We start from the raw sequence: 22,587 nt of genomic DNA, 5'->3' as shown, positions 1-22,587 counted from the left end.
CAGCCATCGTCCCCCCTGCTTTCTCGGGTCAGTTCTCATCTGAGCAGAACCGTACCGGCGACCACCGCGGGGCGGCCATGGGGAGCACTCCCCATGGCCGCCCCGCGCGATCCCGGTCAGGACACCCGGCTGATCAGCCCTCGGCACCGAGCACGAACGGCACCTGCACCCGGACGTTCTTGCCGCGCGCGATCCAGGCGCCGCGTCCGGGCGGGAACTCACCCTTCGCGGCCCGCGGGAGCCCGGTCTTGAGGATCATGTCGCCGTCCATGTTCTCCGGCTGCAGCAGCAGCCCGCGGCGACCGCTCTTGACCTCCGACAGCAGGGGCCAGGTAGCACCCCACGAACCCGTCTCGGCCTCGGCCACCAGCAGGTGGTCCGACTTCTTGATCGCCTTGGTGAGGTCCTGGATCGCCTTGTCGGCGGGCGTCTGCAGGTAGTCGTTGATGCCCTCGATGATGACGACGACGCCGGGTGCGGTGTCCTCGTCCTGCACCGCCGCGAGCAGGTCCTTCGCCATGTCGGCGACCTTGTCCGGCCCGACGGCGACGTCCTCCCACGTGACCTCGCCCGCGATCGGCGAACGTGGCTGCGCGAACAGGTAGAGCCGCGCGTTCGGGTTCGCACGCTGGACCGCCTGCGCGATGTGCACCAGGGCGTTCGAGCGGCCGGACCCGGGAGGGCCACCCACCAGCAGCGTGCCCGTCGGGTCGAACGGCAGCGGCTGCAGGGCGATGTTGTCCAGGCCGAGCACCGGCTGGCCCTCGACCGAGGCGGGCAGCTCCCGCCAGGAGTACTCCCCAGGCAGCACCCTGACCGAGGGTGCCGGTCGCACGCCGGCCCGACGCATCGACTCCGCGAGCCGGTCGGTCGCGGCCGCCTGCTCCTGCACCGACTTCGTACCACCGACAACAGCGACCTGGACCTCCAGGGAGTCGACGACGGCGCGCCCCGCTGGCGATGTCGCCGTGACGATGTCACGCGGCGCGTTGAAGGCGAGGTAGCCGTCGTCGGTCATGCGCAGCAGGATGTTCCGCTGCACCAGCGACCGTACGTAGGTCGGCACCGCGCCCGACCGGTCGGCCGTGAAGACGACGTGGATGCCGAGCCCACGACCGTCGTTCAGGATGTCGCGGAACGCCTCGAACCACTCGGCGCGGCCCGCACCCACCTCGTACTCGTCGCGGAAGTTCGCGAAGCCGTCCACCAGCAGCAGGATGCGCGGCACGTCCTGGCGGCCGGTGACCTGCCGGTACTCCGTGACGCTCGCGGCGTTCACGGACGCGAACACGTCACCGCGTCGCAGCAGCTCGTCACGCAGCATCCGCATCACGCCGACCACGCGCTCGGTGTCGTCGCCCTTGGCGATCGTGCCCACGTGCGGCAGCGCCTCCAGCATGCGCAGCGCACCGGCCGCGAAGTCCAGGCCGTACACGTGCACGGGGCCGCCGCGCGGCGTGATGCCCGCGACCGCGGCGAGCGTGCGCAGCGCTGTCGACTTGCCGGAACCACCGGTGCCGTAGACGCCGAGGTGTCCGTCCTGGTCCGGGTGGAAGTACTGCGGCGCCTGGGCCTGGTGCTCCGGGATGTCGGCGACGCCGATGAGGAGCTCCGTGTCCGTGCGCTGGTACAGGCGGGTCAGGTCGTAGACGTCGGCGAGCGAGTCGAGCCACGGACGCCGTGGGACGGGCAGGCGGCCGCGCTCGAACGCCTCCTGGACCCGGGCGACGAGCCGCTGCTGGTCGTTGGGGCCGAGGTCCTTCTCCTCGACCGACACGTCCGACTCGACGACCGGCTCCTCCCACTTGTCCTCCCGGCCGAAGTGCAGGCGCGCGACCTCGACCTTGGCGCGCTCGGGCGCCCGCGTGCTCCACGCACCGGCGTAGCCGGACTGGAAGGCCTGCACGCGGCCGGGGCCGGTCTTGACGAGCCCGCGGCCGGGGATCGACGGGTCGACGAACGCGGCATCCTTCACGTCGACGACATCGGAGGAGTCCGACTCGTCGGCCATGCGAAGGGCCACGCGCATGTTCGTGTTGGCCCGCAGGTTGTCCTTGATGACGCCGGCCGGGCGCTGGGTGGCCATGATCAGGTGGATGCCGAGCGAACGGCCACGCTGGGCGACGTCGACGACGCCGTCCACGAACTCGGGGACGTCGCCCACCAGGGCGGCGAACTCGTCGATCACGATGACGAGGGCCGGCGGGGTCTCCGGGTCGCCGCGCTTCTCCAGCTCGAGCAGGTCCTTCGCCTTCTTGCGGTTGAAGAGGTGCTCGCGCCAGTGCAGCTCGGCCCGCAGGCTCGTGATGGCCCGCAGCACCAGGTGCGGCGACAGGTCGGTCACCAGGCCGACGCAGTGCGGCAGCTGGACGCAGTCCGCGAACGCCGAACCGCCCTTGTAGTCGACGAACAGGAACGTGACGCGGTCCGGGCTGTACTCGGCGGCCATGCCGAGCACCCACGCCTGCAGGAACTCCGACTTGCCGGCACCCGTGGTGCCGCCCACCAGGGCGTGCGGGCCCTGGGTCCGCAGGTCGAGGTGCTGGGCGTCCACACCGGCCGAGCCGACGATCGCACGCAGCGTGCCGGGACGCTTGCGCTGCACGCCCTGGCCCGTGCGGTCGTAGACCGACAGGTTCTGGCGCCAGCGCTCCATGACCGCGTCGGGGCTCTCGAACAGGTCATGACCCAGCAGGGCCGGCATCGTGATGGAGCGTGGCAGGTCGGAGGCGTCCTCGACGATGGCGCCCGCGTCGAACACCGGGGCCAGACGGCGCCCGTACTCCAGCGCCATCTTGCCGTCCACCTCCTCGAGCACGATGTCGTCGACCCAGCGGCCGAGCCGCACCATGCCGACGCGCGGGCCCTCCTGGCCCACCTCGACGAACGTGCGGCACGCCGCGGGCAGGCCGGACGTGTCGGCGGAGATCCACAGGGGGTAGACGCCGGCGTCGGCCCCCATCTCGGCGAGCTGGATCAGCCGGGCGCGGTCCACGTCGATGTCGTCGGAGATCACGACGACCACCGCGGGGACCGGCGACTTGGTCCCGGAGTCCCCGCCGCTCTTGTCGCCGACGTCGCCGCCGCGCTCCAGCGCTGCCTTGTCCTCGCCGATCGCGCCACGGCGCTGGCCACCCCTGGCCGCCTTCAGCCGGGTGGAGATCAGCTCTTCGAGCTGGGCCAGCAGGCGCTGCGCGCCCGAGGCGGAGTCCGCGAGGTGGTGGCCGTCGACCGGGCTGTGGGCCGAGGAGGTGTGCGGGATCCAGGTCAGCCACTGCAGGTGCTGCGTCCACACCGGGCTGACGATGCTGGTCACGACCAGCTCTGCCGGCGAGTGCAGGCCTGTGAGCTGCAGCAGCACGGCGTTGAGCGAGCCGATCACCCGCGCGGGCGGGCCCGCGAAGCCGAGCGCACCCGCGTCGTACAGGTTCTCCACGACCGGCACGCCGTCGACGTCCTCGTACTGGTCGACCAGGGTGTCGAGCAGCTCCTGGTACTCCTTGATCAGGTGGCCCTTGCCTGCGGTCTTCACTGTGTTGCGCGACGGCATGGTGCCAAGGCCGAAGCGGACGTTGAGGAAGCTCCAGTGCTCCGGGCGGCGCGTCCACAGCAGGGGGCCGTGCCGCATCGCCTCGACGTAGACATGCTGGGTGGCCGGCGCCTCACGGAGCCGGACCGACCGCTCGGTCTCCTTCTCCTCCTTGAGGACCTCACGCAGCGAGGCGAGCTTCTCGTCGAACCGGGCGACGTCCCGCTCCAGGCGCTTCTTCGCCTGCCTGCCCTGGGTGACGTAGTTGCCGATCATCATGAGCGGCGCCATCGCCACGAACAGCAGGGACGCGGGGCGTCCGGTGATCATGAACATCGCACCGCCCATGAGGACGGGCGCCATCAGGGCGAGGAACGGGAACTCCCGGGGCTCGGTCTCCTTGGGAGCCTCGGGAGAGTCGAACTCCTCACCGTTGTACCGCGCCTCGACGCGCGGCGAACGGGTGAACGAGACCGGGCCCGCCTTGGGCGTCACACCGGTGATCGTGGCGGGCCTGCGCGCCTCGATCGTGACGGCCGTGTCGCCGAGCACCACGCGCTGGGAGCCCTCGATGCGCAGGCGCTGCACGTGCTCGCCGTCCACGAGGATGCCGTTCGCCGAACCCAGGTCGACGACCTCGACGTCGTCCGACACGTCGAGCCGCAGGTGCTTCTTCGACACCATCGTGTCGTCGACGACGACGTCGCACTCCTGCGAGCGGCCCAGCACCCACGAACCCTCCGTGAGCTCCACGGTGCCGGCGCCCTCGATGCGGACGGCCGCGCGGACGGCGTCCGATCCCGGGTAGTCGAAGCCCGGCATGGCTTGCTCCACCGAGGCCACGAACGCGCCCGAGCCGATCCACGCCTCACCGAGCGCGGCGTCCGCGGGCAGCCGGACCGGCCGGTCCTGGCCCGGGAGCTGCGCCTCCAGCGTGCGGGACCGGCCCGGGGCGCCGGGCGCCGACGGGTCCACCCTGGCGATCGTGTCGGCGATCTCCCCGATCCGAGCACCGGCGTCGGCGGTCACCACGACGTCGTCGTGGCTACCGTCCGAACGTACGAGCGTCACCTTGACGCGCATGAATCCTCCCCCGTCACTTCTTCTTGTCCCGGCGGCCGCCGATGACGGCGCCCACCACCCCGCCGGCCACGGCGCCACCGGCCGCGATCAGCCATGTCGACCCCGTCATGAGGACGCGCCCGAGAGCGCGCCAGGGGTCCAGGAAGTTACCCGTGCCGGTGCCCGTGAACAGCACCGTGCCGAAGACTACGAGCACCCAGACGATCAGCCCGCCGCCGATGGCTCCCGCCACCACGAGCTCCGGCGTGCTGCGCAGCTTGCTCATGCTGTCGCCCCCTTCTCGGCCTCTGCCTCGTCCAGGAGCGGCAGGTCCGACTGGGTCACCAGGCGCGAGGCCACCGCGTACTCGACGAGCCGCGCGCGCCGGTTGGTCGCCAGCGCGCCGGGACCGCCGCGCAGCCCCTTCACGCCGATGCGGTCGAGCTTCTCGCACACGTTGTCGAGCTTGCGGTTGAACCGCGTGCTCGCCCAGCCGAGCCGGCGCGCGGCCGACGCCGACGACGGGATCTCGCTCAGGCCCGTGCCCTCGCGGCGCAGCATGGGCTCGGCGAGCGCCACGATGAGCTGCTTCTGGCTCTTCGTGAAGCTGATCGCGCCGATCGTCGTGGCGCCCGAGTCGTCATCGTCCTCGGACCGGATCTCGTGGTACGGCGCGTTGTCGAGCTGCGCGGTGATCTCGTACGTCGTGGGTCCGGCTGTGAACACTATCGACGTCGTGGGGAACACCATGGGCAGGCGGTTGCCCGGCGGGAGCCAGGACTGCACGCCGCCTCCGGCGTCGCACACGGTCGCGGAGATGAGCGAGCCGACGTTGGAGAGCCACCAGATGCCGTCCTCGTGCGCGATGCGCAGGAAGCGCCGGTGCAGGTACGGGTTGTCGTCGATCGCTAGGTCCCCCTCACGGCCGATGTCGAAGGTCGCGTCCTCCTCGGACGGCCGAAACCACTCGCCGGCGAACTCGATCGCAAGGCCGTTCATCCACTCACCTCCCCGTGCCTGGTCCGAGCGGCGTGCTCGGAGCTTGTCTGGTCAGCCCTCTGCGGTCACGCAGTCGGACGCCGCGCTCGACGGTTTGCCGGAGCGCACCACCACGATCTCGACGCATGTCTCGCCCTGGAGCGGCACCGTCACGGACGTACCCTCCGGGATCTCCTCGTACACGGGCTCACCCGTCAGCTCCAGCACCCGGTAGGCGTAGGTGTCACCCTCCTCCAGGGACTGGGGTGGCGTCCACGTAAACACCGCTTCCTTGCCTTGCACCTTGCCCTTGACCTCGCTCACGGGCGGTACGTAGCCGCCGGCCGGCGCCGGGGGCACGACGCCGGAGGTGGCGACGGTCTGCTCGCCCTCCGGCTCGCCGCCGCCGTCCCGGGTCAGTGCCCATGCGGACACCCCGACGACCGCGACGACCACCACGCCGACGACCAGCGCCCAGACACCGCGTCGCGGCTGCTCCTCATCCTCGGCGACCTGGGGCGTGGGGGCTTCCGGCGCGAGCTGCCCGACGGCGCCAGGGGTCGCCTGGGTGCCCTGCGTCGCCTGGTCCGCCGAGGTGCGGTAGACGGTGTCGTCCGACGGCGCGGGGCCCGGTGCCGGTGCCGGCGCAGCGGGCGCGTAGGCGCCGCTAGCTACGGCCTGGAGCGCGCCGCCGGAGCCGCCGTGGCCGGTGGCGCCCGGCCCGAACGCGCTCGGGCCCACGGCACCGCCCGCGCCGGCCGGGTCGATGGTGACGACCTGGCGCAGCCGGGTGCCGTCGGCCTCTGCCTCGTCCTCCTGCATGGCGCCGGACTCGTCCAGCAGGTCGATGGGAGTGACGTCGCGGGACAGCTCGACCTGGACCTTCTGCAGCTCGCGCGCGAAGGCCAGCACGGTCGGGTACCGCGAGGAGGACAGCTTCGACATCGCGATGCGCAGGACGCGCTCGAGCGACGGCGTGACGTCGCTGCGGCTCACCGGCGGCAGCTCGTCCTGCTCGATGCGGCGCACGAGGTCGGCGGACGTGTTCGAGCCGCCCGGCGTCTCGAACGGGGTGCGGCCGGCCAGCAGCGTGTAGCAGGTGGCGGCCAGGGCCCACACGTCGGTCGCGATGCCCGACATCGGCGGGTCGCCGAACGACTCCGGCGGGGACCACGGGATCGACATGCCTTCCGCCGCCGCTGCCTCGTCGACCGTCGACGAGATGCCGAAGTCGGTCAGCGCCGGGTGCCCGAACTGCGTCACCAGGATGTTCGAGGGCTTCAGGTCACGGTGCAGGATGCCCAGCCGGTGGGCCGTCTCGACGGCGCCCGCGATCTGGATGGTGATGCGCAGGGCCTCGGCCACGGAGAACCGCTCCGACCGGTAGCGCGCGCCCAGGTTCGGCCGCGAGCAGTACTCCATGGCCAGGTACGGCCGGCCGTCGGTCGCGACGCCCGCCTCGTACATCGTGACGATCGACGGGTGGTTGCCCAGCGTCGCCATCAGGTCCGCCTCGGCGTCGAACGCCGCGCGCTGCGTCTCGCTCGACCACTCCTTGAGCAGCACCTTCACCGCGACCTGCCGGCGCGGTCGCTGCTGCTCGTACAGGAACACGTCCGAGAAGCCACCCGATCCGATGAGCTTGCGGTACTCGAAGCCCTCGATCTCGGGTGGCGGGGACGGCTTCCTCTTGCTGCTCACACTGCTCCTCTGTCGTTGGTCGAGCTTGCTTCGTCGCCGGTCGAGCTTGTCGAGACCCTCACCAGATGCCCTCGAACGTGAGGGTCACGCCGTCACCCAGGTCGACGACGTCGCCGTCGGACACGAGCTCCTTCTCGTTCGGGTGCAGGCGCCGCGGGGGCTGGCCGGGCCGCAGCAGCGTCGTCCCGTTCGTGGTGGCCAGGTCGGTCACGAGCACGTGCCAGTCCTCGAGCGAGATCTCGGTGTGGGACCTCGAGATGTCCTGCTGGGGGCTGGAGACCGTGACGAGGCGCGGCATCTGGTCCGCCGACGTGTTGTTGGTGCGCGGCCGGCGGCCCACGATCACCGGCCGGTCCAGCTCGACCACCTGGCCGCCACGCACTCCCGCCGCGCCTGACGTCGCGGCCCCGGAGGTCACGACCATGCGGCCCAGCGACGGACGCGCGGCCAGCTCCGCCTCCGCCGAGAGCGCGCTGCCGCACTCCCTGCAGTTCTCGCGGGCCGTCGGGTTGGCGTGGCCGTTCTCGCACGTCACCGCGAGGATCCTGGGCGCGTTCGGGTTGGTCGGTGCGGAGAACTTCGGCGCCGACGGCGCGGACGCGGCTGCCTTGAGGTCCGCGATCGCCGACGACATCACCGTGTGACCGTCGTGGTCGTCGTCGTCGGCCGCTTCTACTTCCGCCTCCGCGCCGACGGCCGCAGCGCGGTGCGCGGCGGCCGGCGTGGCGCCGGACCAGCCGGGCACGCCCGAGATCGGGACGCCGGAGATCATGCCGTCCGACCCGGGGTCCGAGATGTCCGGCAGGGCGGGGGCGGGGACGGGCGGGGCAGGCGGAGGCGGCGGTGCCGCGGGGATGGCGCCCGACGCCGGGGCGGGCTCGTCCTCGCCCTCCTCGGCGCTCTCCGGCCGCACAGCAGCGGCCTCGACACCGTGGGCGACAGTGGCGCCCCACAGGTGCATGTAGTCGTCCTCGTCCGGCGCCTCATCCGGGGCGGCCTCCTCGGGCGCGGGCGGCGGCGCCTCGCCGTCGGGCGCGAAGGTCTCCTCGGACGCGGGGACCATGGTGACGGTGCCCAGCGGGGCGACGGTGTCGGAACCGGGTTCGAGGGGGACCTCGGCGGCTGAGCCTCCGGTCTCGACCGGGGTATCGACCGGGGCTCCGGAGGTTGAGCCCGTCGAAACGGGGGTCTCGACAAGCTCGACCAGCGGGGAGACAGGCTCGACAGGCGCCTCGGAGGTTGAGCCTGTCGAATCCGGGGTCTCGACAAGCTCGGCCAGCGGCGAGACGGGCTCGACCACCTGGTGACGCACCACGCCCGCCAGGACCACTCCCGACTCGACGGGCAGGCCCTCCGCGAAGCTGCCGAAGCCCGACACTCCCGTCGCCACCTCGACCGCCGTGACGCCGTCGACCACGCGCTCGGTCCAGGAGATCACGCCGGCCCCCGAGACGGTCTGGGACTCGTCCCCGGTCTCGATGGTGACGGTCAGCCCGTCGCCGCGCGCCACCACGTGCGCGCTCGCGGGCTCGCCCGTGCCGGCCCCCGTGAGCACCACGACCGCGAACGGCGGAACGCCCTTGAGCCCGCCCACCGCGGACGTCGTCAGCGTGCCGAGCACCTCCGCGACCCCCGCGCCGGGTGTCCCGAGGTCGGCCCAGAGGCCCGCGGCCGGGTCGGCCTCGTCGGCTCCGGTCCCTTCGCCGGGCAGCACGACGACGGCGTCGCCGCGCACGATGACGCGCGCCTTCCCCGTCGTGTACCGGATCCCGGTTCGCTGTCCAGCGTCCGAGGTGCTCATGGTCGCCTCCTAGTGTGTTGCTCTGCTCGTGTCCCGCCCCTGCCCACAGCCATGCGTAGTCTCTACCGACTACCGCGACCCTGCCCAGCTCAGTCGCGCGGGAGGGTGTCCTCGTCCGCGAAGCCACCCCGCGGCGACGTGCTCGTGCCCGCCGTCTCGTGCGCGACGCCCGTCGCGTCCACCACGATGACCGTGATGTTGTCCCGGCCCCCCGCCGCGATCGCCGCCTCGACCAGCCGCCCCGCGGCCACCTGCGGATCAGGGTGGCCCAGCATGATCTGGGTGATCCGCGCGTCGTCGAGCTCACCCGTCAGCCCGTCCGAGCAGACCAGGATCCGGTCGTGCGCGCCGATCGGGATGTACCGGAAGTCGGCTCGCGCCTCGTCCCGCCCGCCCAGCGCACGCGTGATCACGTGTCGGCGCGGATGGTCCCGCGCCTCCTCGGCGGTCAGCGTACCGGCGTCGACCATCTCCTGGACCTCGGAGTGGTCGACGCTCACCTGGTCCAGCACCCCGCTGGAGAGCAGATACGTACGGGAGTCGCCCACGTTCACGAACAGCCAGTACGGCGCGTCGTCGAGGTACGCGACCACCGCGCCGGTGAGCGTCGTGCCCGCACCGCGGCCCAGACCCGAGGTGTCGATGGCCCGGACCCGTTCCTGCGCCGTCTCGAGCAGCGCCTCCACGTGGTGCGGCTCCACGCGCTCGATGTCCGACAGCGGGCGCAGCGCGTCCAGCGCCGTCGCGCTCGCGACCTCGCCTGCCGCGTGCCCGCCCATGCCGTCGGCCACGAAGAACGCGCCGCCGCCGGCGAAGTAGCCGTCCTCGTTGAGCTGACGGCGCAGCCCCCGGTCCGAGGCAGCGCCCCATGCGAGCGTCAGTGCGTCCTCGTTCATGCGGAGGCCTGCGGGTGCACGACGACGCGCCGGTCGCCCACGTGGATCGTCGACCCCACCGGCACCCGGACCCGGGCGCCCGGCTCGGCCACGCGCGGCGGCAGGCCGGGCGCCGAGACCACCGTGCCGTTCGTGGACCCGCGGTCGGTCAGCCACAGGCCGGCGGTGTCCACCCCCAGCTCGGCGTGCGTCTTGGACACCGACCGGGTCGGGTCCTCCACCTTGATCAGGATCCAGCCCGACGTGTCGGGCGCCTGCGGGTTGCGCCCGACGAGCGCCTTCGTGTCGACGACGTAGCGCTCGCCGTTCTCCACCTCGAGCACCACCGTCGTCACCGGCGCCGGGGCGAGCGGCCGGCTCATGTGGGTACGCGTCATGTCGATCGGCGCGGAGTCACGCTGCTCCGGCTCGGGCTGCTGGACCGGCTGTACCGGCTGAACGGGCTGCGCCGGCTGGGCCTGCAGGGGAGCACGCTGCGTCAGGTCCGGCTGGGCGGGCTGGACGGGCCGCACCGGAGCCACAGGGGCGACGGGCGGCGTCTGCTGGACCGGCTGCTGCTGCACGGGCGGCGGCGTCGGCCCGCCCGGGTGGGGCGTGCCGCCCGAGCCGGGGTGCGGTCGACGGACCGTCACGGGCTCCTCCTGCGGGGGCAGCGCCTCCGTCGGGGCACCGGGTGCCTGGCCGGGGATCCCGGTGATCACACCCGCGCCGCCGCGGTTCGCCGACGACTCCGGGAACGCCCACGGGTCCTGGGCCGGGGCGGCCGGCTGGGCCTGCTGCGCCGGAGCCTGCTGGGCCGGGGCGCCGTTGGCGGCGCCGGTCCACACCTGTGAGGTACTGGTGGGCGCCTTCGCGGCAGCCCCAGCGGCCGGCCTCGCGCCAGTACCGGTGGTCGACCTGGTGGCCGTGGCCGCGGCGGCACCCGCCGGGGCACCGGCCACGTCGGACGCCATGAGCACCACGGCGCGGCCGAGCTTGTCGTGCCAGCCCTGCCGCTTGCCCTGACCGTCGAACGCCGGGGACACGAGCACCAGGATCTGGCCGACCAGGCAGACCAGAGAGCCGAGCCCGACGATGAGCCAGCGCAGGAACGCGCGGCCGAACCCGATCGGGTCGTGCGCGACGGCGTCGACCGTGCGGATCTTGCAGACGAGGTTGCCGACCGTCTTGCCGGTCTTGCCCTCCCATGCGGAGACGCCGAGCCAGTAGCCCAGCGCGAGCAGGCCGCTGATCAGCTGCGGCACCGTCATCGCCGTGGCGATGGCCTCTGGCGTCATGAGCAGCGCGCCGGTGCCGCCCGCGCTGGCGAGGCCGATCATGAGGATGACCCAGGCCACCACCCCGATCACCGCGCCGTCCAGGAGCGCGGCGAGGAACCGGCGCCCGGTTCCCGCGTACGCGACCGGTTCCGGCTGCACCGCGGAGACACCTACCCGCGTGTGCGAGAGCGACTCCGGCACCGTGGTCCCGACATCACCTTGCTGGGCGCGCGGGAACGGGCGGCCGCACACGCTGCAGTACGGGATGCCCCCGTCCTGTGTCGACCCGCATCCAGCACAGACCACGTCCGTCATCGACTCTCCTTCGTCCGACGGGACCCGAGTCCCCCGAGTGCCGCGAAGATCCCGCGGCGTCCACCGATTCGTGCCCAGACGGAGCGGAGCGACAACGCTGCCCGCACCCTCCGTCGCGTGCTCACGGTGGAGCGTAGCCCGCCCACCAGCTCGTCCACCTCAGTCCAGAACGCCTCGACGTCGACGGGCGTGGGCTGCTCCCGCCCGAAGACCGTCGCGTCGGCGCGGTGCGCGAGCATGAGCGTCGACGGGACCTGGTGCGCCCCGGCGATCACACCGGCGCTCTCGCGCCTGGTCGCCCCGCGGGGAACGGTGGTCCCGAGGTCGGTCACGACGTCGACCACCTCGTGCCAGCCGCCGCTGACCCGGTCGGCAAGCTGCTCCGCACTGCGGCGCAGCGCCCGGCGTCGTGCCTTGTAGGCGAGGATCGCGACGATCGGACCGGCGATCAGCAGCAGGGGGATGCCGACGGCGAGCAGGATCACGCCGAGCAGACCCCAGTCGAAGAGGTCGTTCTCGGCATCGTCCTTCTCGTCGTCCTCGACGCTGCCCGCCTTGGCCTTCTCGGGCTCCTCCGGCGGCTCCGGCTCCTGCAGCACCGGAGGCTTCGGGACCTCCTGGCTCTTCGGCTCGGGCTGGATCTGCGGCTTCTCCTCCGGTACCGCGTCGACCGGCACCCAGCCGTGGCCCTCGAACGGCACCTCGATCCAGGCGTGCACGTCGCTGCCGAGCACCGTCCAGGGCTCGCCCTCCTCGTACTTGCTGTCCTTGTCCGGGTAGAAGCCCATGACGACGCGGGCCGGGATACCCGACTGGCGTGCCATGAGGGCGAGCGCGACGGCGAACTGCTCGTCGTCGCCGACCATCTTCTCCTCCTCGACGAGGGTGTCGATGCGCTCGGCCGAGTGGCCCGGGCGGGACGGCACCTCACCGTCCAGGCCGCTGGACAGCACGCCTGACGACTGCAGGGCGTCCCGGATCAGGAACAGCTTGGTGGCCGGGTCGGTCTCCTCGCCCGTGAACTGCGTCGACTTGGCGGGCAGGCCCGGCGGCATCGCGCTCGCGTCGGTCTCCGGCAGGTCCGCCTCGAGGATCGTGCCCTTCTTGAGCGTCTCCTCGTCGGGGTTCTCCGTCACCAGCGTGCTCAGCCGGTACGTGTCGCCCGGCTTGATGCCCGCCGTGGTGAGGGCGGTCCTGGTCGTCGAGTTGTAGTAGGTCCCGTCCGTCTGCGCCTCGGCGTTCGGGCCGGTCCACTCCACACCGGTGAGGTTCCCGATCTCCGGGACCCAGACACCGCTGTAGCCCGTCACGGTGACGTCGATCGGCGTCGGGGTGCCCTCCAGCGACGTCGCGATCTGCTCGCCGACGCGCGTGTAGACGCCGGTGTCGCCGCCGTCGCCCGACGCGTCGAAGACCACGCCGTCGTACTCGTCGAGCGTGGCGAGCCGGACGCGGCCGCCCTCGGGCAGGTCGCTGACCGTGAACAGCTCGTCCTCGCGGGCATCCTTCGCGTAGTGCCGGAAGGCCACGAGCGGGCTGGTGAACTGGTGGATGTTGAAGGGCGGCACGATCGTCTCGCGCAGGACCGTGCGGGGCTGGTCCGGCATGAGGATCGGGGCGGTGAAGCCAGCGGCCAGCGCCGCGACGCCCAGGATGACGGCGCCGGTGCGGATGCGGTACCAGCGCAGGCGGCGGGTCGCCTCGCGGCTGGCCTCCGTGCTGATCGAGTGCGTGCCGACGCGCGCCTCCATGACCCGCACGGCGCCCCAGAGGAGGGCGGCGATGGCGATCACGAGGCCCTGCACCACCGGCAGCGCGGCGTCGAGCGTGCCGAGGAGGATCACGGCGACCAGGCCGGCGATGACCGGCACCACTGCCCATACCGCGTGCTTCGCGCGCCAGGAGATGGTGCCGGCGATCAGCGCGACGAGCAGCATGAGCAGGAACGGGACAACGGCGAGGTCGGGGAAGGACCGCATGGGCGGCACGGTGGTGACGAACTGCTTCCAGCCCTCGACGGAGCCGAGCAGCAGATCGCGCAACGTGTCGAGGGTCGGAACCACCCCGGCGACCGTCGTGTGCGGCAGCGCGAGCGCGCCACCGAACAGGAGGTAGCCCAGCACGGCGAGCGCGGTCACGGTCACGGCGGGGAAGCGGCGCCAGGCGCCCACCCAGGCCACCAACAGGCCGACGACGGCGCCGCCGAGCGTGGGCAGCACGTAGCCCAGCGAGCCCCAGACCGGCCCGAAGCCGACAGCGACGGCGCCGAGCATCACGCCCAGCGCCGCGACGTCGACCAGGGCGAACCAGGTCAGTGCCCGTGGACGCTCGGCCTCCTTGCGGCGCGTGGTCCCCCGTCCTGTGCCCGTGCCGTAGCCGGTCCGGGTGCCGCGGGTGCGGGACGACGGCCGGCCCTGGCCTGATCCGCCCGCCCCGACCGGGACGTTCCCGCGGGTGTTCTCGTCGCTCATCCGTCGCTCATCTTCTTCAGGGCAAGGGGCAGGTCCGCGAGCCGGCCCAGGGTGAGCACGCCCAGCTCTGCGATGGCGTGCCGGCCGAGGGACGCGCCAGGAACGCACTGGATGGCCATGACCTGCACCCCGGCGGGGACCCGGGCCGACGCCGAGCGCAGCTCGGTGGGCGTCACCCTGCTGCCGATCACGAACGCGATCACCGAGAAGTCGGCGGCGGCCATGGCGGCCGAACGGGCCAGGTCGACCAGCTTGGACCTACGGGACTCGAGCTCGATCCGGGACAGGTCGTCCATGAGGCGCGTGCGGTGGTCGCCGCGCAGCGAGGCCTCGTTGACGAGCACCGTGACGCCGCGGTCCTCCTTGATGGCCTGCAGGCCCAGGGAGCCGCACACGCTCACCGCGAGCTCGAACTCCTCGTCGTTCGCGTAGTCCTCCGCGCGCGTGGAAAGCAGCACCGCGAGGTGCGAGCGGCGGGTCTCCTCGAACTGGCGCACCATGAGCTGGCCCGTGCGCGCCGTCGTCTTCCAGTGGATGTGCCGCCGGTCGTCGCCGGGCACGTAGTCACGCAGGGCGTGGAAGTTGACGTCCGAGTTCGTGATGTCGTTGGTGACCCGCCCCTCGAGGTCCTTGAGGAACCCGGTCGAGGAGCCAGTGAGGTTCTTGACGCGCGGGTGCACGAAGACCTCCTGCTCGTTGGTCCAGGTCATCTCGCGGCGGAGCAGGCCCAGCGGGTCCGCGCGGACGGACTTGACCGGACCGACGGTGATCACGCTGCGGCGCCGGGTCGGGATGGTGAAGATCTCCTCGTGCGACCCACCACCGGGCAGGCGCGGCACGGGGAACGCGGCGGTACCGGAACCGACGGGAAGCTCCATCACCGAGGGAAGCAGCGCGCGGCTCGACGCGTTGCGCACGTCGAGGCGCCCGACGGCGCGGTCGCCGACCGTGACACGGGCCTGCGCCAGGTCCAGCACGACGTCGTACTTGAACCGGCCCAGCACGAACACGATGGCGCACACGAGCGTCACGGTGAGGACGATCGCCGCGACGAGCACCTCGAGCCAGCCGAGCACGAGCCCGGCCACCCACGCGCCTGCGGCCATGAGCGTCACGGCTATGCCGAACGTGCTGAACGTGCGGCGGACGGGCGTGAGCACGCGGCCGACCGCCGCCGTCCGCGAACGGACGGCGGCGGTGAAGGTCACCCAGCCACGCCGGCCGCGCAGCACCTGCGCGCGGCCGGCGGCCACCGCCCCGCCGAGACCACGTGGCTTCTCCTGCCGTTTCCCGTACGCGGTGCCAGACGGGATGCCCGTTGCCGTCATGCCGAGGCACGCTCCTGCGGAGCCGCGACGTCGGTCATGATCCGGGCCAGGATGACGTCGGGGCGGGAGCCGGCGAACTCGGCCTCGGGATCCAGCACGAAGCGGTGGCCCCAGACGGGCTGGGCCAGCTCCTTGATGTCGTCGGGCAGCACGTAGTTGCGGCCGTGCGCGGCGGCCCACACCTTGGCGCAGCGCACCAGGGCCAGCGCACCACGGACCGACACGCCGACGCGCACCTCGGCCGCGTTGCGCGTCTCCTCGCTGAGCCGGCTGACGTACTCGAGCACGGCGGTGTCGGTGTGCACGGTCATGGCCAGGTCGGCCATCTCCGTGACCGCCTTGGTGGTGATGATCGGCTGCAGCGCCTTGCTGCGGTCCTTCACCGAGGCGCCCGACAGGATCTCCACCGTCGACGCGTGGTCGGGGTAGCCCACCGACGTCTTCATGAGGAAGCGGTCGAGCTGGGCCTCGGGCAGGCGGTAGGTACCGGCCTGCTCGATCGGGTTCTGCGTGGCGAGGACCATGAACGGGCGGCCGGTCTCGTGCGCGATGCCGTCGACGGTGACGCGCCCCTCCTCCATGACCTCCAGCAGCGCCGACTGCGTCTTCGGCGAGGCACGGTTGATCTCGTCCGCCAGGACGATGGAGTTGAAGATCGGGCCGGGGTGGAAGTCGAACTTGCCCGTGTTCTGGTCGTAGATCGTCACACCCGTGACATCGGACGGCAGCAGGTCCGGCGTGAACTGGATCCGGTTGTGGGTGCCCTGGACCGACGCCGCGATGGAGCGGGCGAGCATGGTCTTGCCCGTGCCGGGAGCGTCCTCCAGCAGCAGGTGGCCCTCGGCGAGCATGCAGGTGAGCGCCAGGCGGATCACCGGTGCCTTGCCAAGGACCGCCTGGCCGACGTTACCGACGAGCCGGTCGAAGGTCTGGGCGAACCAGGCCGCCTGCTCGGGGGTCATCGTGGTCATCTCATGTTTCCCTACTGCTCGTTACTGCTCGTTCGTCGGGTGAAGTTGTGTCGATGATGGCGGGAACGGTCGCCGACGGCGCGGCGGCCCGCTCTTAGCCGTTCCACCAGGTCGAGACCGCGTACTGCTTGCCGTCGATCAGCACCCGCACGGGTGTGCCGGGATGGCCGAAGAAGCAGTCGAGGTCGACCGACCCGCTGGACGGGAAGTTGTACGACTTCTTGTAGCTGCCGTCCCAGCTCCGGCTGTGGTTGACGATGTCGTGCCACCCCTTGACCTCGGGGGTGTCCTCAGCCCAGCAAGCGACCTTGTGGCTGCCAGGCTCGAAGCCATTGACGTTGATCCGGAAGTGCGCGCAGGACGCGGTAGAGCAGTCGCTGTTGTTGACCCGCTGGCCATGCGTGACGGTGGCTGTCGGCGTGTCGGCCGACGCCGTGGCGCAGACCCGCTCGCTCTTCTGCCCCTCGGAGTCGGTCGCCTGGACGCAGGCCGTCTTGGACTGACTCGGGTTGGCGTCCACTGACTGGTCTCCGCTCCTTTGCGAGCTGTTGAACGCGCCCGTGACCGACACCGTGGTGTTCCGGCCGTTCTCCGCGCGCGCGTCCCAGGTGAACGTCACCTTTGCGGCACCGCCGTTCGCGCTGATCGACGGCCTGGGCACCGGGCCGTACGGCTTCACGGAGCCCGACGAGTCAGACGCGCCGGAACACGTGTACTGGTTGCAGGCGCGCACCTGGAACGTGTATGACGTCCCATTGTTCAGCCCCGTGTAGGTGTACGAGGTTGCATTTCCGGCGTTCTTCCAGCCCATGCCGCTGGCCCGCACCTCGTACCGCGGGCCGGTGCCCCGGAACTCGCCGATGGCGTTCCAGCTCACGTTGGCCCGCCCGCTGGTATTGGACCCGAGGGCAGCACTCGGCTTCCCCGGAGTGTCCGGCGTGCCGTACGGCACCACCTTGTTCGAGTCGGGGCTCGCCTCACCCTCGCCGGCCTTGTTCGTCGCCCGGACCCGGAACGTGTACGACGAACCGGTCGACAGGTCCTGGACGGTCTGCTGCGTCTTCGTGGTGTCGATGGACCGGTCGAGCTGGCCGTCCTTGTAGACGCCCAGCCAGTACTTGTCGATGGCGTCGCCGTTGTTCGCCGGTGCATTCCAGTTCACCCGGATCTGGCCGCCGACGGCGGTGTCCACGCGGCTGGCGGTCGGCGCCGCCGGTGCCGCGGGAGGCGCGGCCGGCGTCTCCGGCGCGGACGCCTCGCTCCAGTCGGAGGGGTCGGGAGCGTCGTTCTTTGCCTGCACCCGCACGGTGTAGGCGGTGCCGTTCTCCAGCCCGGACCACACCGTCTGGCCACCCTCCAGGCAGGTCTTCTGGGTCACGCCGTCGGCCGGCGGCGGGCTGATCTCCAGGTTGACGCACTCGATCGGCGACCGGTCGGTATACGTCCGGTTCTTCCACGTGACCGTGAGCTCGCTGTCGCCGAACTCCAGCGACGGCGGCGCGGGCTTGTCGGGCTTCTCGTCCGGCCGGGCCTCGCGGGACGCCGGCGACGGTTCGGACTCGCCGACGTCGTTGGTGGCCGTCACCGTGAAGGTGTACTTCACGTTGTTCTGCAGGCCGTCGAAGGTGCACGTGGTCGTGGAGCACTCGTGCTCCTGACCGGTGTTGGTCTTGAGCGTGTACCCCGTGATGTCCGAGCCGTTGTTGTTGGGCTGGTCCCAGGTCAGGACCACGGTCTCGGACCGCACCTCCTCGACCCGCGGGGCGCGCGGCGCCTCGGGCTTGCCGAGCACGGTGAGCTTCGCGATGCCGTCGACCTCACGGTCCGCGTCCTTGGTGGCGTCCTGCACGCGGTAGCGCACCAGCATCGCGCCGGTGAAGTCCTCGTCGGGCGTCACCACGAGCTGGTTGCCGCTGTACGACGCCGTGCCCGAGCCGGTGTCGACCGTCGGCGTACCGGACAGCGTGAGCTCGTCCTCGGGGAACGGGTTGGTGTCGTTGTCGAGCACCGACATCGTCTCCGCCTCGCCCTGGTGCGCGTCCCGCACGACGTCCTCGGTCGTCTGCACCAGCGGCCGGGTGGACGCCACCACCTCGACGGTCAGCTTGGCGTCGACCGGCGGGTTCATGCCGTCGGACACCGTCATCGGCAGCTCGCGGAAGGTGCCCTTGCTGATCGACGGCTCGACCTGACCGGTCACCGTGGCCCCGGAGACCGCCGTCGAGATGCCCTCGCCGCCCGTGACCTCGAACGTCAGCGGGTCCTTGTCCGGGTCCTTGACGTACCGCGAGAGGTCGACGGTCGCCTCCTCGCCGGCCGCGACCTGCAGCACGGGCGTGCCGCTGACCTTCGGCGGCATGTTCTTCGCCGGGGTCACGTCGATCGGCAGCGTCAGCACCGAGGTGAGCCCCTCGGCGTCGTCCGGCCCGTCACCGTCGGTGACCTCGAAGCTGACCGACGCCGCACCGGCGTAGTCCTTGGCCGACGTGTACACCACGGTGTCGTGGTCGGTCACGGAGACCGTGCCCTCGACCGCCTTCACCGTGTCCTCCTCGGTGATCCGCGGCTCGCGCTCCTCCCGGACCACCACGTACTCGGCGAGCTCGATGGTGAGCGGCTCGCCGCTCGTGGCCTTGAGCGGACCCTGGCCCGGCTTCACGTGCGGGCGGGACTGGTCGCCCGGCACGCGCACGAACGCCTTGGCCTCCAGCCCGTCCATGTCGGTCACGGTGTAGGTGATGACCCGCGCACTCTCGGTGAGCTCGACCTCGAGCGAGTTCGACTCGGTGACCGTCGCGCCCTCGACGGACTCGTCGACCGTCACCCCGAGGTCGGCCGCCACGCCGTCCGGGTCCACGTCGTTGTCGAGCACCTTGACCGTCACGCTGGAGGCACCCTCCACGTCGTCGGCCGTCACCACGTCGTCGTGCGCGACGGGGCGCAGCAGCGGCGCGTCCTGGTCGACGTTCACCGTGATGGCGCCGCTCGCGCGCGCCTTGAAGGTGTCCTGGATGCCGTAGTAGAAGGAGTAGGCCCCCTCGTCGCCCGGGGCCTCGACGACCACGTCGTCGTCCACGGCCTTGGGATCGACGTCGTCGTTGCCCTCGAAGCCCTTGGCCACCAGACCGATCTGGTCGCCGTCGGGGTCCGAGTCGTTCTCGAGCGCCGCGACGGCCACCGTGCGGCCTGGACGGACCCGCGTCTCGTCGTCGAGTGCCTGCGGTTCCTGGTTGCTCGCGGGCGGCGACGCGATGCCCACGCGGACCGTGCCCTCCGCCGGCGCGCCGCGCGTGTCCATCACCTGGTAGGTGAACGTGTCCAGGCCGCTCGCGTCGTCAGCCGCCTGGTAGTCGATGAACCCGTCCACGATCGTGGCGGTGCCCTGGCTCGGTGCCCCCGAGATCGAGCTCAACGTCACGTAGTCGCCGTCCGGGTCGGTCCCGTCCAGCGGCAGCGGGATCCGGACGATGCCGCCGCTGAGGACGCGGGCCTCGATGTCGGGCAGCTGCGGGGCGCCGTTCTGCGGGTCGTCGAGGACGTTGATGGTGACCTGCGCGGAGTCCTTCTGCCCGTTGCTGTCCTCCACCTCGTAGACCGCGTGATACGTCCCGGCCTCCTGGGCGGCGCGGAACCGCACGGTGTCCTCCGAGACGAACGCCTCGCCGGCCTCCGCCGGAGGCGCCTCCTGCAGCTCGTCGGTGAGCTTCATGTCGAGGCCGTCCGGGTGCGTGTCGTTCTTCAGCACCGGGATGGTCACCACGTCGCCCACGTGGACGGTGGCCTCGTCGGGGCCGGCCTCCGGGGGTCGCAGCTGAGCGGGCGCGGGGATCGGCACCACGCGGATCTGGCCGGTAGCGGTACCCGAGCCGTTGGCCACCTTGTAGTCGAGGACCACCGCCTTGTCGAGCCGCTTGATCTCGGAGACCTTCAGGATCTGGTGGTTCAGCACGGACACGCTCACCGGGGCGTCCGACGGCACGTCGACGCCCTGCACCACGAGCACGCCGCCCGCCGGGTCGGTGTCGTTGGCCAGCACGTCCACGAGAGCGGTGCCGCCGGTCGGGAGCAGCACCTGGTCGGACACCGCCACCGGAGACCGGGCCTCGTCGGACGGCGCGGTGACGTCCACCCGGACCAGCCCCATCGTCGGGTTGGGTCCGTCGGTGATCCGGTAGGTGACGTCGTGCGAGCCGACCTTGTCGCTCTCGAACTTGAACGTACCCGCCGTCTGGTTCTGCTCGATCGTCGCCGAGCTCACCTCTGCGACGCTCGTCAGGCGCACGTCGTCGCCGTTCGGGTCGAAGTCGTTCTTCAGCGGGTCGACGGTGATCGGCTCGCCCGCCAGCACCGTGACATGGTCCTGCACCGCTACCGGCTGCACGTTGGTCGCCAGCACGTCGATCAGGAGCTTGCCCTCCACCGGCACGCCCGCCTCGTCCGACACCGTGATGTCCACGACCTTGCTGCCCGTCGCGGCGCCGCCGTCCCGGAACTCGACGGAGCCGTCCGGGCGGAACCGCACCTCGTCGCGCTTGTCGGCGGTGCTCGCGTGCGTGAGGAACAGGTCGTCGCCGTCCGGGTCCTTGAAGTACGGCAGCACCTTGATGGTCCCGAGCCCGTCCTGGCCGACCCGGAGCACGGGCTTACCCGTCTGGGTGGGCGGGTTGTTCTCCTCGAGCGGTACCACCTTGACGTCCACCGACGAGGTCGCCGTGCCGTTCTCCCGACCGTCGTCGACCTCGTACTCGAAGCTGATGGTGCCTGTCGCGTCCTCCGGCACGTTCGCCTGCAGCGCCGCGCCGTTGAGGACCCGGTCGACGGAGATGTCGCCCTTCACCTCGCCCTTGACGGACGCCGTCATCACGTCGCCGTCCCGGTCGAAGTCGTTGCCCAGCACGTTGAGGACGGTGGTACGGCCGGGCCGCACGCCGAACGTGTCCGGCTTGGGCTCGGGCGGGCGGTTCGCCTGATCACGCTTGGCCACGAACTGGTCGACGTGCTCAGGTGTGGTGTCCTCGGACTCGGTCTTCTCGCCTTCCTTGTCCTCCGGCATCTTCAGGTCCCAGTCGTCGACCTTCTCGAACTCGTCGGCGGCCATCCACAGGGAGCCGTCCGCGACGTCGTTCAGCACGATGACGTTCCGGTTCACGCGGTAGACGAGGCTCGCGGTGGCGTCGACGCCCTCGAGCACCTGGTCGACGTCGTTGTCCGGGCCCGGGCAGTCGCGAACCACCTGGCCGGAACCGGACCATGCACCGAAGGTGCACCCGCTGAGCTGCACGGGCGCGGACGGCTGGCCGGACGCCGTGCGCGTGGTCGCCTCCCCGCCGCCCAGCGGCTGGGTGACGAGGCCCTTGGTCGTGGCGAGCGCCACGTTGGGCGCGTCGTCGGAGGGCTGCTGGAGCACGCCCTGCGCGCCGTCCTCGATCTTCACCGTGTCACCGCCGGGGAGCACCAGCGTCCCGGTCGACTGGTCCAGCACCACCGGCTCGTCGCCAACGGCCGATACCTGCACCTCGGCGTCGGTTTTGACCGGGAGCTCCGACTCCTCGGGCTCCTCGGCGACCCCCTGGGTGCCGGTGGGGATCGTGTAGAGCTTGCCGTCGGACGGCACGGCCAGGAAGACGGTGCCGTCGTTGCTCACCGCGATCTGGCCGCCCGGACCGGCCTTGAGGACCGGCTTCATCTCCTTCTCGTCGAACGCCACGGCGCCGTCGAACGGGATGACCCAGGCCCGGCCGGTCTCGTCGTCGTACACGGCGGTCGTGGCACCACCCGCCGCGACCTTCGCTCCGGTGGGGAACTTCATCGTGCCCTCGAGCGCCAGCAGCGCCGGGTCGACCGGGCTGGCGGAGGAGTCGGCACCGCTGTCCAGCAGCACGCGCTGCGCGTCCTGCTCCACGTCGAAGTTGGTCGAGTTGGCGAGCAGCGTGCCGTCGAGGGCCTTCGCCTCGTAGTTGAACCGGCCGAGCTTGCCCGACGCCGTCTGGGTCACCCAGACGCCGGAGTCGTTGAGCTCGACGTCCGCCGTCGCCTCGCCTTCGTAGAGGAACGCGAAGGCGACCAGGCCTACGCCGAAGAGGGATACCGCACCGATCGATGCCGCTGACCGACGATTTTCGTACACGCGTGAGACAAAGCTCATGCGTCCTCCTCTTCATTACTCCAGCGAAGTCTGTTCACCCGGACCGCACACACAGGCGCAACGGGTGCACCCTACCGGGACGAAGGGTGAATCGTCCTGGAGTTTTGGTGGGCAGGACTACCCATGGTGTT

11 protein-coding genes are annotated in these 22,587 nt (G+C 71.4%); all 11 read right to left on the bottom strand.

All coding sequences use genetic code 11. The annotated features are described in order from the left end of the window. Window positions 1-133: 133 nt before the first annotated feature. Window positions 134-4,612 (bottom strand): FtsK/SpoIIIE domain-containing protein, encoded by a 4,479-nt coding sequence (locus AB0F40_RS05520; RefSeq protein WP_357465015.1) that lies wholly within the window; start codon window positions 4,610-4,612, stop codon window positions 134-136. A 13-nt stretch (window positions 4,613-4,625) separates the two neighbouring features. After that, the gene (locus AB0F40_RS05515) at window positions 4,626-4,877 is read right to left on the bottom strand and encodes a hypothetical protein (protein WP_357465013.1); all 252 of its coding nucleotides are present in this window, start codon (window positions 4,875-4,877) and stop codon (window positions 4,626-4,628) included. Beyond that, window positions 4,874-5,590 (bottom strand): hypothetical protein, encoded by a 717-nt coding sequence (locus AB0F40_RS05510; RefSeq protein WP_357465011.1) that lies wholly within the window; start codon window positions 5,588-5,590, stop codon window positions 4,874-4,876. The genes AB0F40_RS05515 and AB0F40_RS05510 overlap by 4 nt, the downstream gene beginning before the upstream one ends. Window positions 5,591-5,641: 51 nt before the next feature. Further along, the gene (locus AB0F40_RS05505; RefSeq protein ID WP_357465009.1) at window positions 5,642-7,270 is read right to left on the bottom strand and encodes a serine/threonine-protein kinase; all 1,629 of its coding nucleotides are present in this window, start codon (window positions 7,268-7,270) and stop codon (window positions 5,642-5,644) included. Window positions 7,271-7,328: 58 nt separating this feature from the next. After that, window positions 7,329-9,071 carry an FHA domain-containing protein gene (locus AB0F40_RS05500; RefSeq protein WP_357465007.1) on the bottom strand — a complete coding sequence of 581 codons (1,743 nt, stop codon included), beginning with the start codon at window positions 9,069-9,071 and terminating at the stop codon, window positions 7,329-7,331. Between the two features lie 89 nt (window positions 9,072-9,160). Then, window positions 9,161-9,967 (bottom strand): protein phosphatase 2C domain-containing protein, encoded by an 807-nt coding sequence (locus tag AB0F40_RS05495; RefSeq protein WP_357465005.1) that lies wholly within the window; start codon window positions 9,965-9,967, stop codon window positions 9,161-9,163. Continuing rightward, complete coding sequence (locus AB0F40_RS05490) at window positions 9,964-11,541, bottom strand: RDD family protein (protein ID WP_357465003.1); 1,578 nt, start codon at window positions 11,539-11,541, stop codon at window positions 9,964-9,966. Before AB0F40_RS05490 ends, AB0F40_RS05495 begins: the two co-directional genes overlap by 4 nt. After that, window positions 11,538-14,012 carry a DUF3488 and transglutaminase-like domain-containing protein gene (locus AB0F40_RS05485; RefSeq protein WP_357465001.1) on the bottom strand — a complete coding sequence of 825 codons (2,475 nt, stop codon included), beginning with the start codon at window positions 14,010-14,012 and terminating at the stop codon, window positions 11,538-11,540. Before AB0F40_RS05485 ends, AB0F40_RS05490 begins: the two co-directional genes overlap by 4 nt. Beyond that, window positions 14,009-15,340, bottom strand: a complete 1,332-nt coding sequence (locus tag AB0F40_RS05480) for a DUF58 domain-containing protein (RefSeq protein WP_357464999.1) — start codon at window positions 15,338-15,340, stop codon at window positions 14,009-14,011. The genes AB0F40_RS05485 and AB0F40_RS05480 overlap by 4 nt, the downstream gene beginning before the upstream one ends. Continuing rightward, window positions 15,337-16,311, bottom strand: a complete 975-nt coding sequence (locus AB0F40_RS05475; RefSeq protein ID WP_357464997.1) for a MoxR family ATPase — start codon at window positions 16,309-16,311, stop codon at window positions 15,337-15,339. Before AB0F40_RS05475 ends, AB0F40_RS05480 begins: the two co-directional genes overlap by 4 nt. Window positions 16,312-16,405: 94 nt before the next feature. Continuing rightward, window positions 16,406-22,456, bottom strand: coding sequence for an Ig-like domain-containing protein (locus AB0F40_RS05470; RefSeq protein ID WP_357464995.1), 6,051 nt, complete (start codon window positions 22,454-22,456; stop codon window positions 16,406-16,408). Window positions 22,457-22,587: the final 131 nt, after the last annotated feature.

It is taken from the genome of Promicromonospora sp. NPDC023987 (genome assembly GCF_040639055.1).
Classification (GTDB): domain Bacteria; phylum Actinomycetota; class Actinomycetes; order Actinomycetales; family Cellulomonadaceae; genus Promicromonospora.
The sequence above is the reverse complement of the archived record's forward strand: the minus strand, read 5'-3'. Positions and strand labels throughout refer to the sequence as shown.

Excerpts from the sequence above, each read along its gene's own strand:
- AB0F40_RS05520 (WP_357465015.1), bottom strand. The coding sequence starts at position 4,612 with ATGCGCGTCAAGGTGACGCTCGTACGTTCGGACGGTAGCCACGACGAC.
- AB0F40_RS05515 (WP_357465013.1), bottom strand. The coding sequence starts at position 4,877 with ATGAGCAAGCTGCGCAGCACGCCGGAGCTCGTGGTGGCGGGAGCCATC.
- AB0F40_RS05510 (WP_357465011.1), bottom strand. The coding sequence starts at position 5,590 with ATGAACGGCCTTGCGATCGAGTTCGCCGGCGAGTGGTTTCGGCCGTCC.
- AB0F40_RS05500 (WP_357465007.1), bottom strand. The coding sequence starts at position 9,071 with ATGAGCACCTCGGACGCTGGACAGCGAACCGGGATCCGGTACACGACG.
- AB0F40_RS05495 (WP_357465005.1), bottom strand. The coding sequence starts at position 9,967 with ATGAACGAGGACGCACTGACGCTCGCATGGGGCGCTGCCTCGGACCGG.
- AB0F40_RS05490 (WP_357465003.1), bottom strand. The coding sequence starts at position 11,541 with ATGACGGACGTGGTCTGTGCTGGATGCGGGTCGACACAGGACGGGGGC.
- AB0F40_RS05485 (WP_357465001.1), bottom strand. The coding sequence starts at position 14,012 with ATGAGCGACGAGAACACCCGCGGGAACGTCCCGGTCGGGGCGGGCGGA.
- AB0F40_RS05480 (WP_357464999.1), bottom strand. The coding sequence starts at position 15,340 with ATGACGGCAACGGGCATCCCGTCTGGCACCGCGTACGGGAAACGGCAG.
- AB0F40_RS05475 (WP_357464997.1), bottom strand. The coding sequence starts at position 16,311 with ATGACCACGATGACCCCCGAGCAGGCGGCCTGGTTCGCCCAGACCTTC.
- AB0F40_RS05470 (WP_357464995.1), bottom strand. The coding sequence starts at position 22,456 with ATGAGCTTTGTCTCACGCGTGTACGAAAATCGTCGGTCAGCGGCATCG.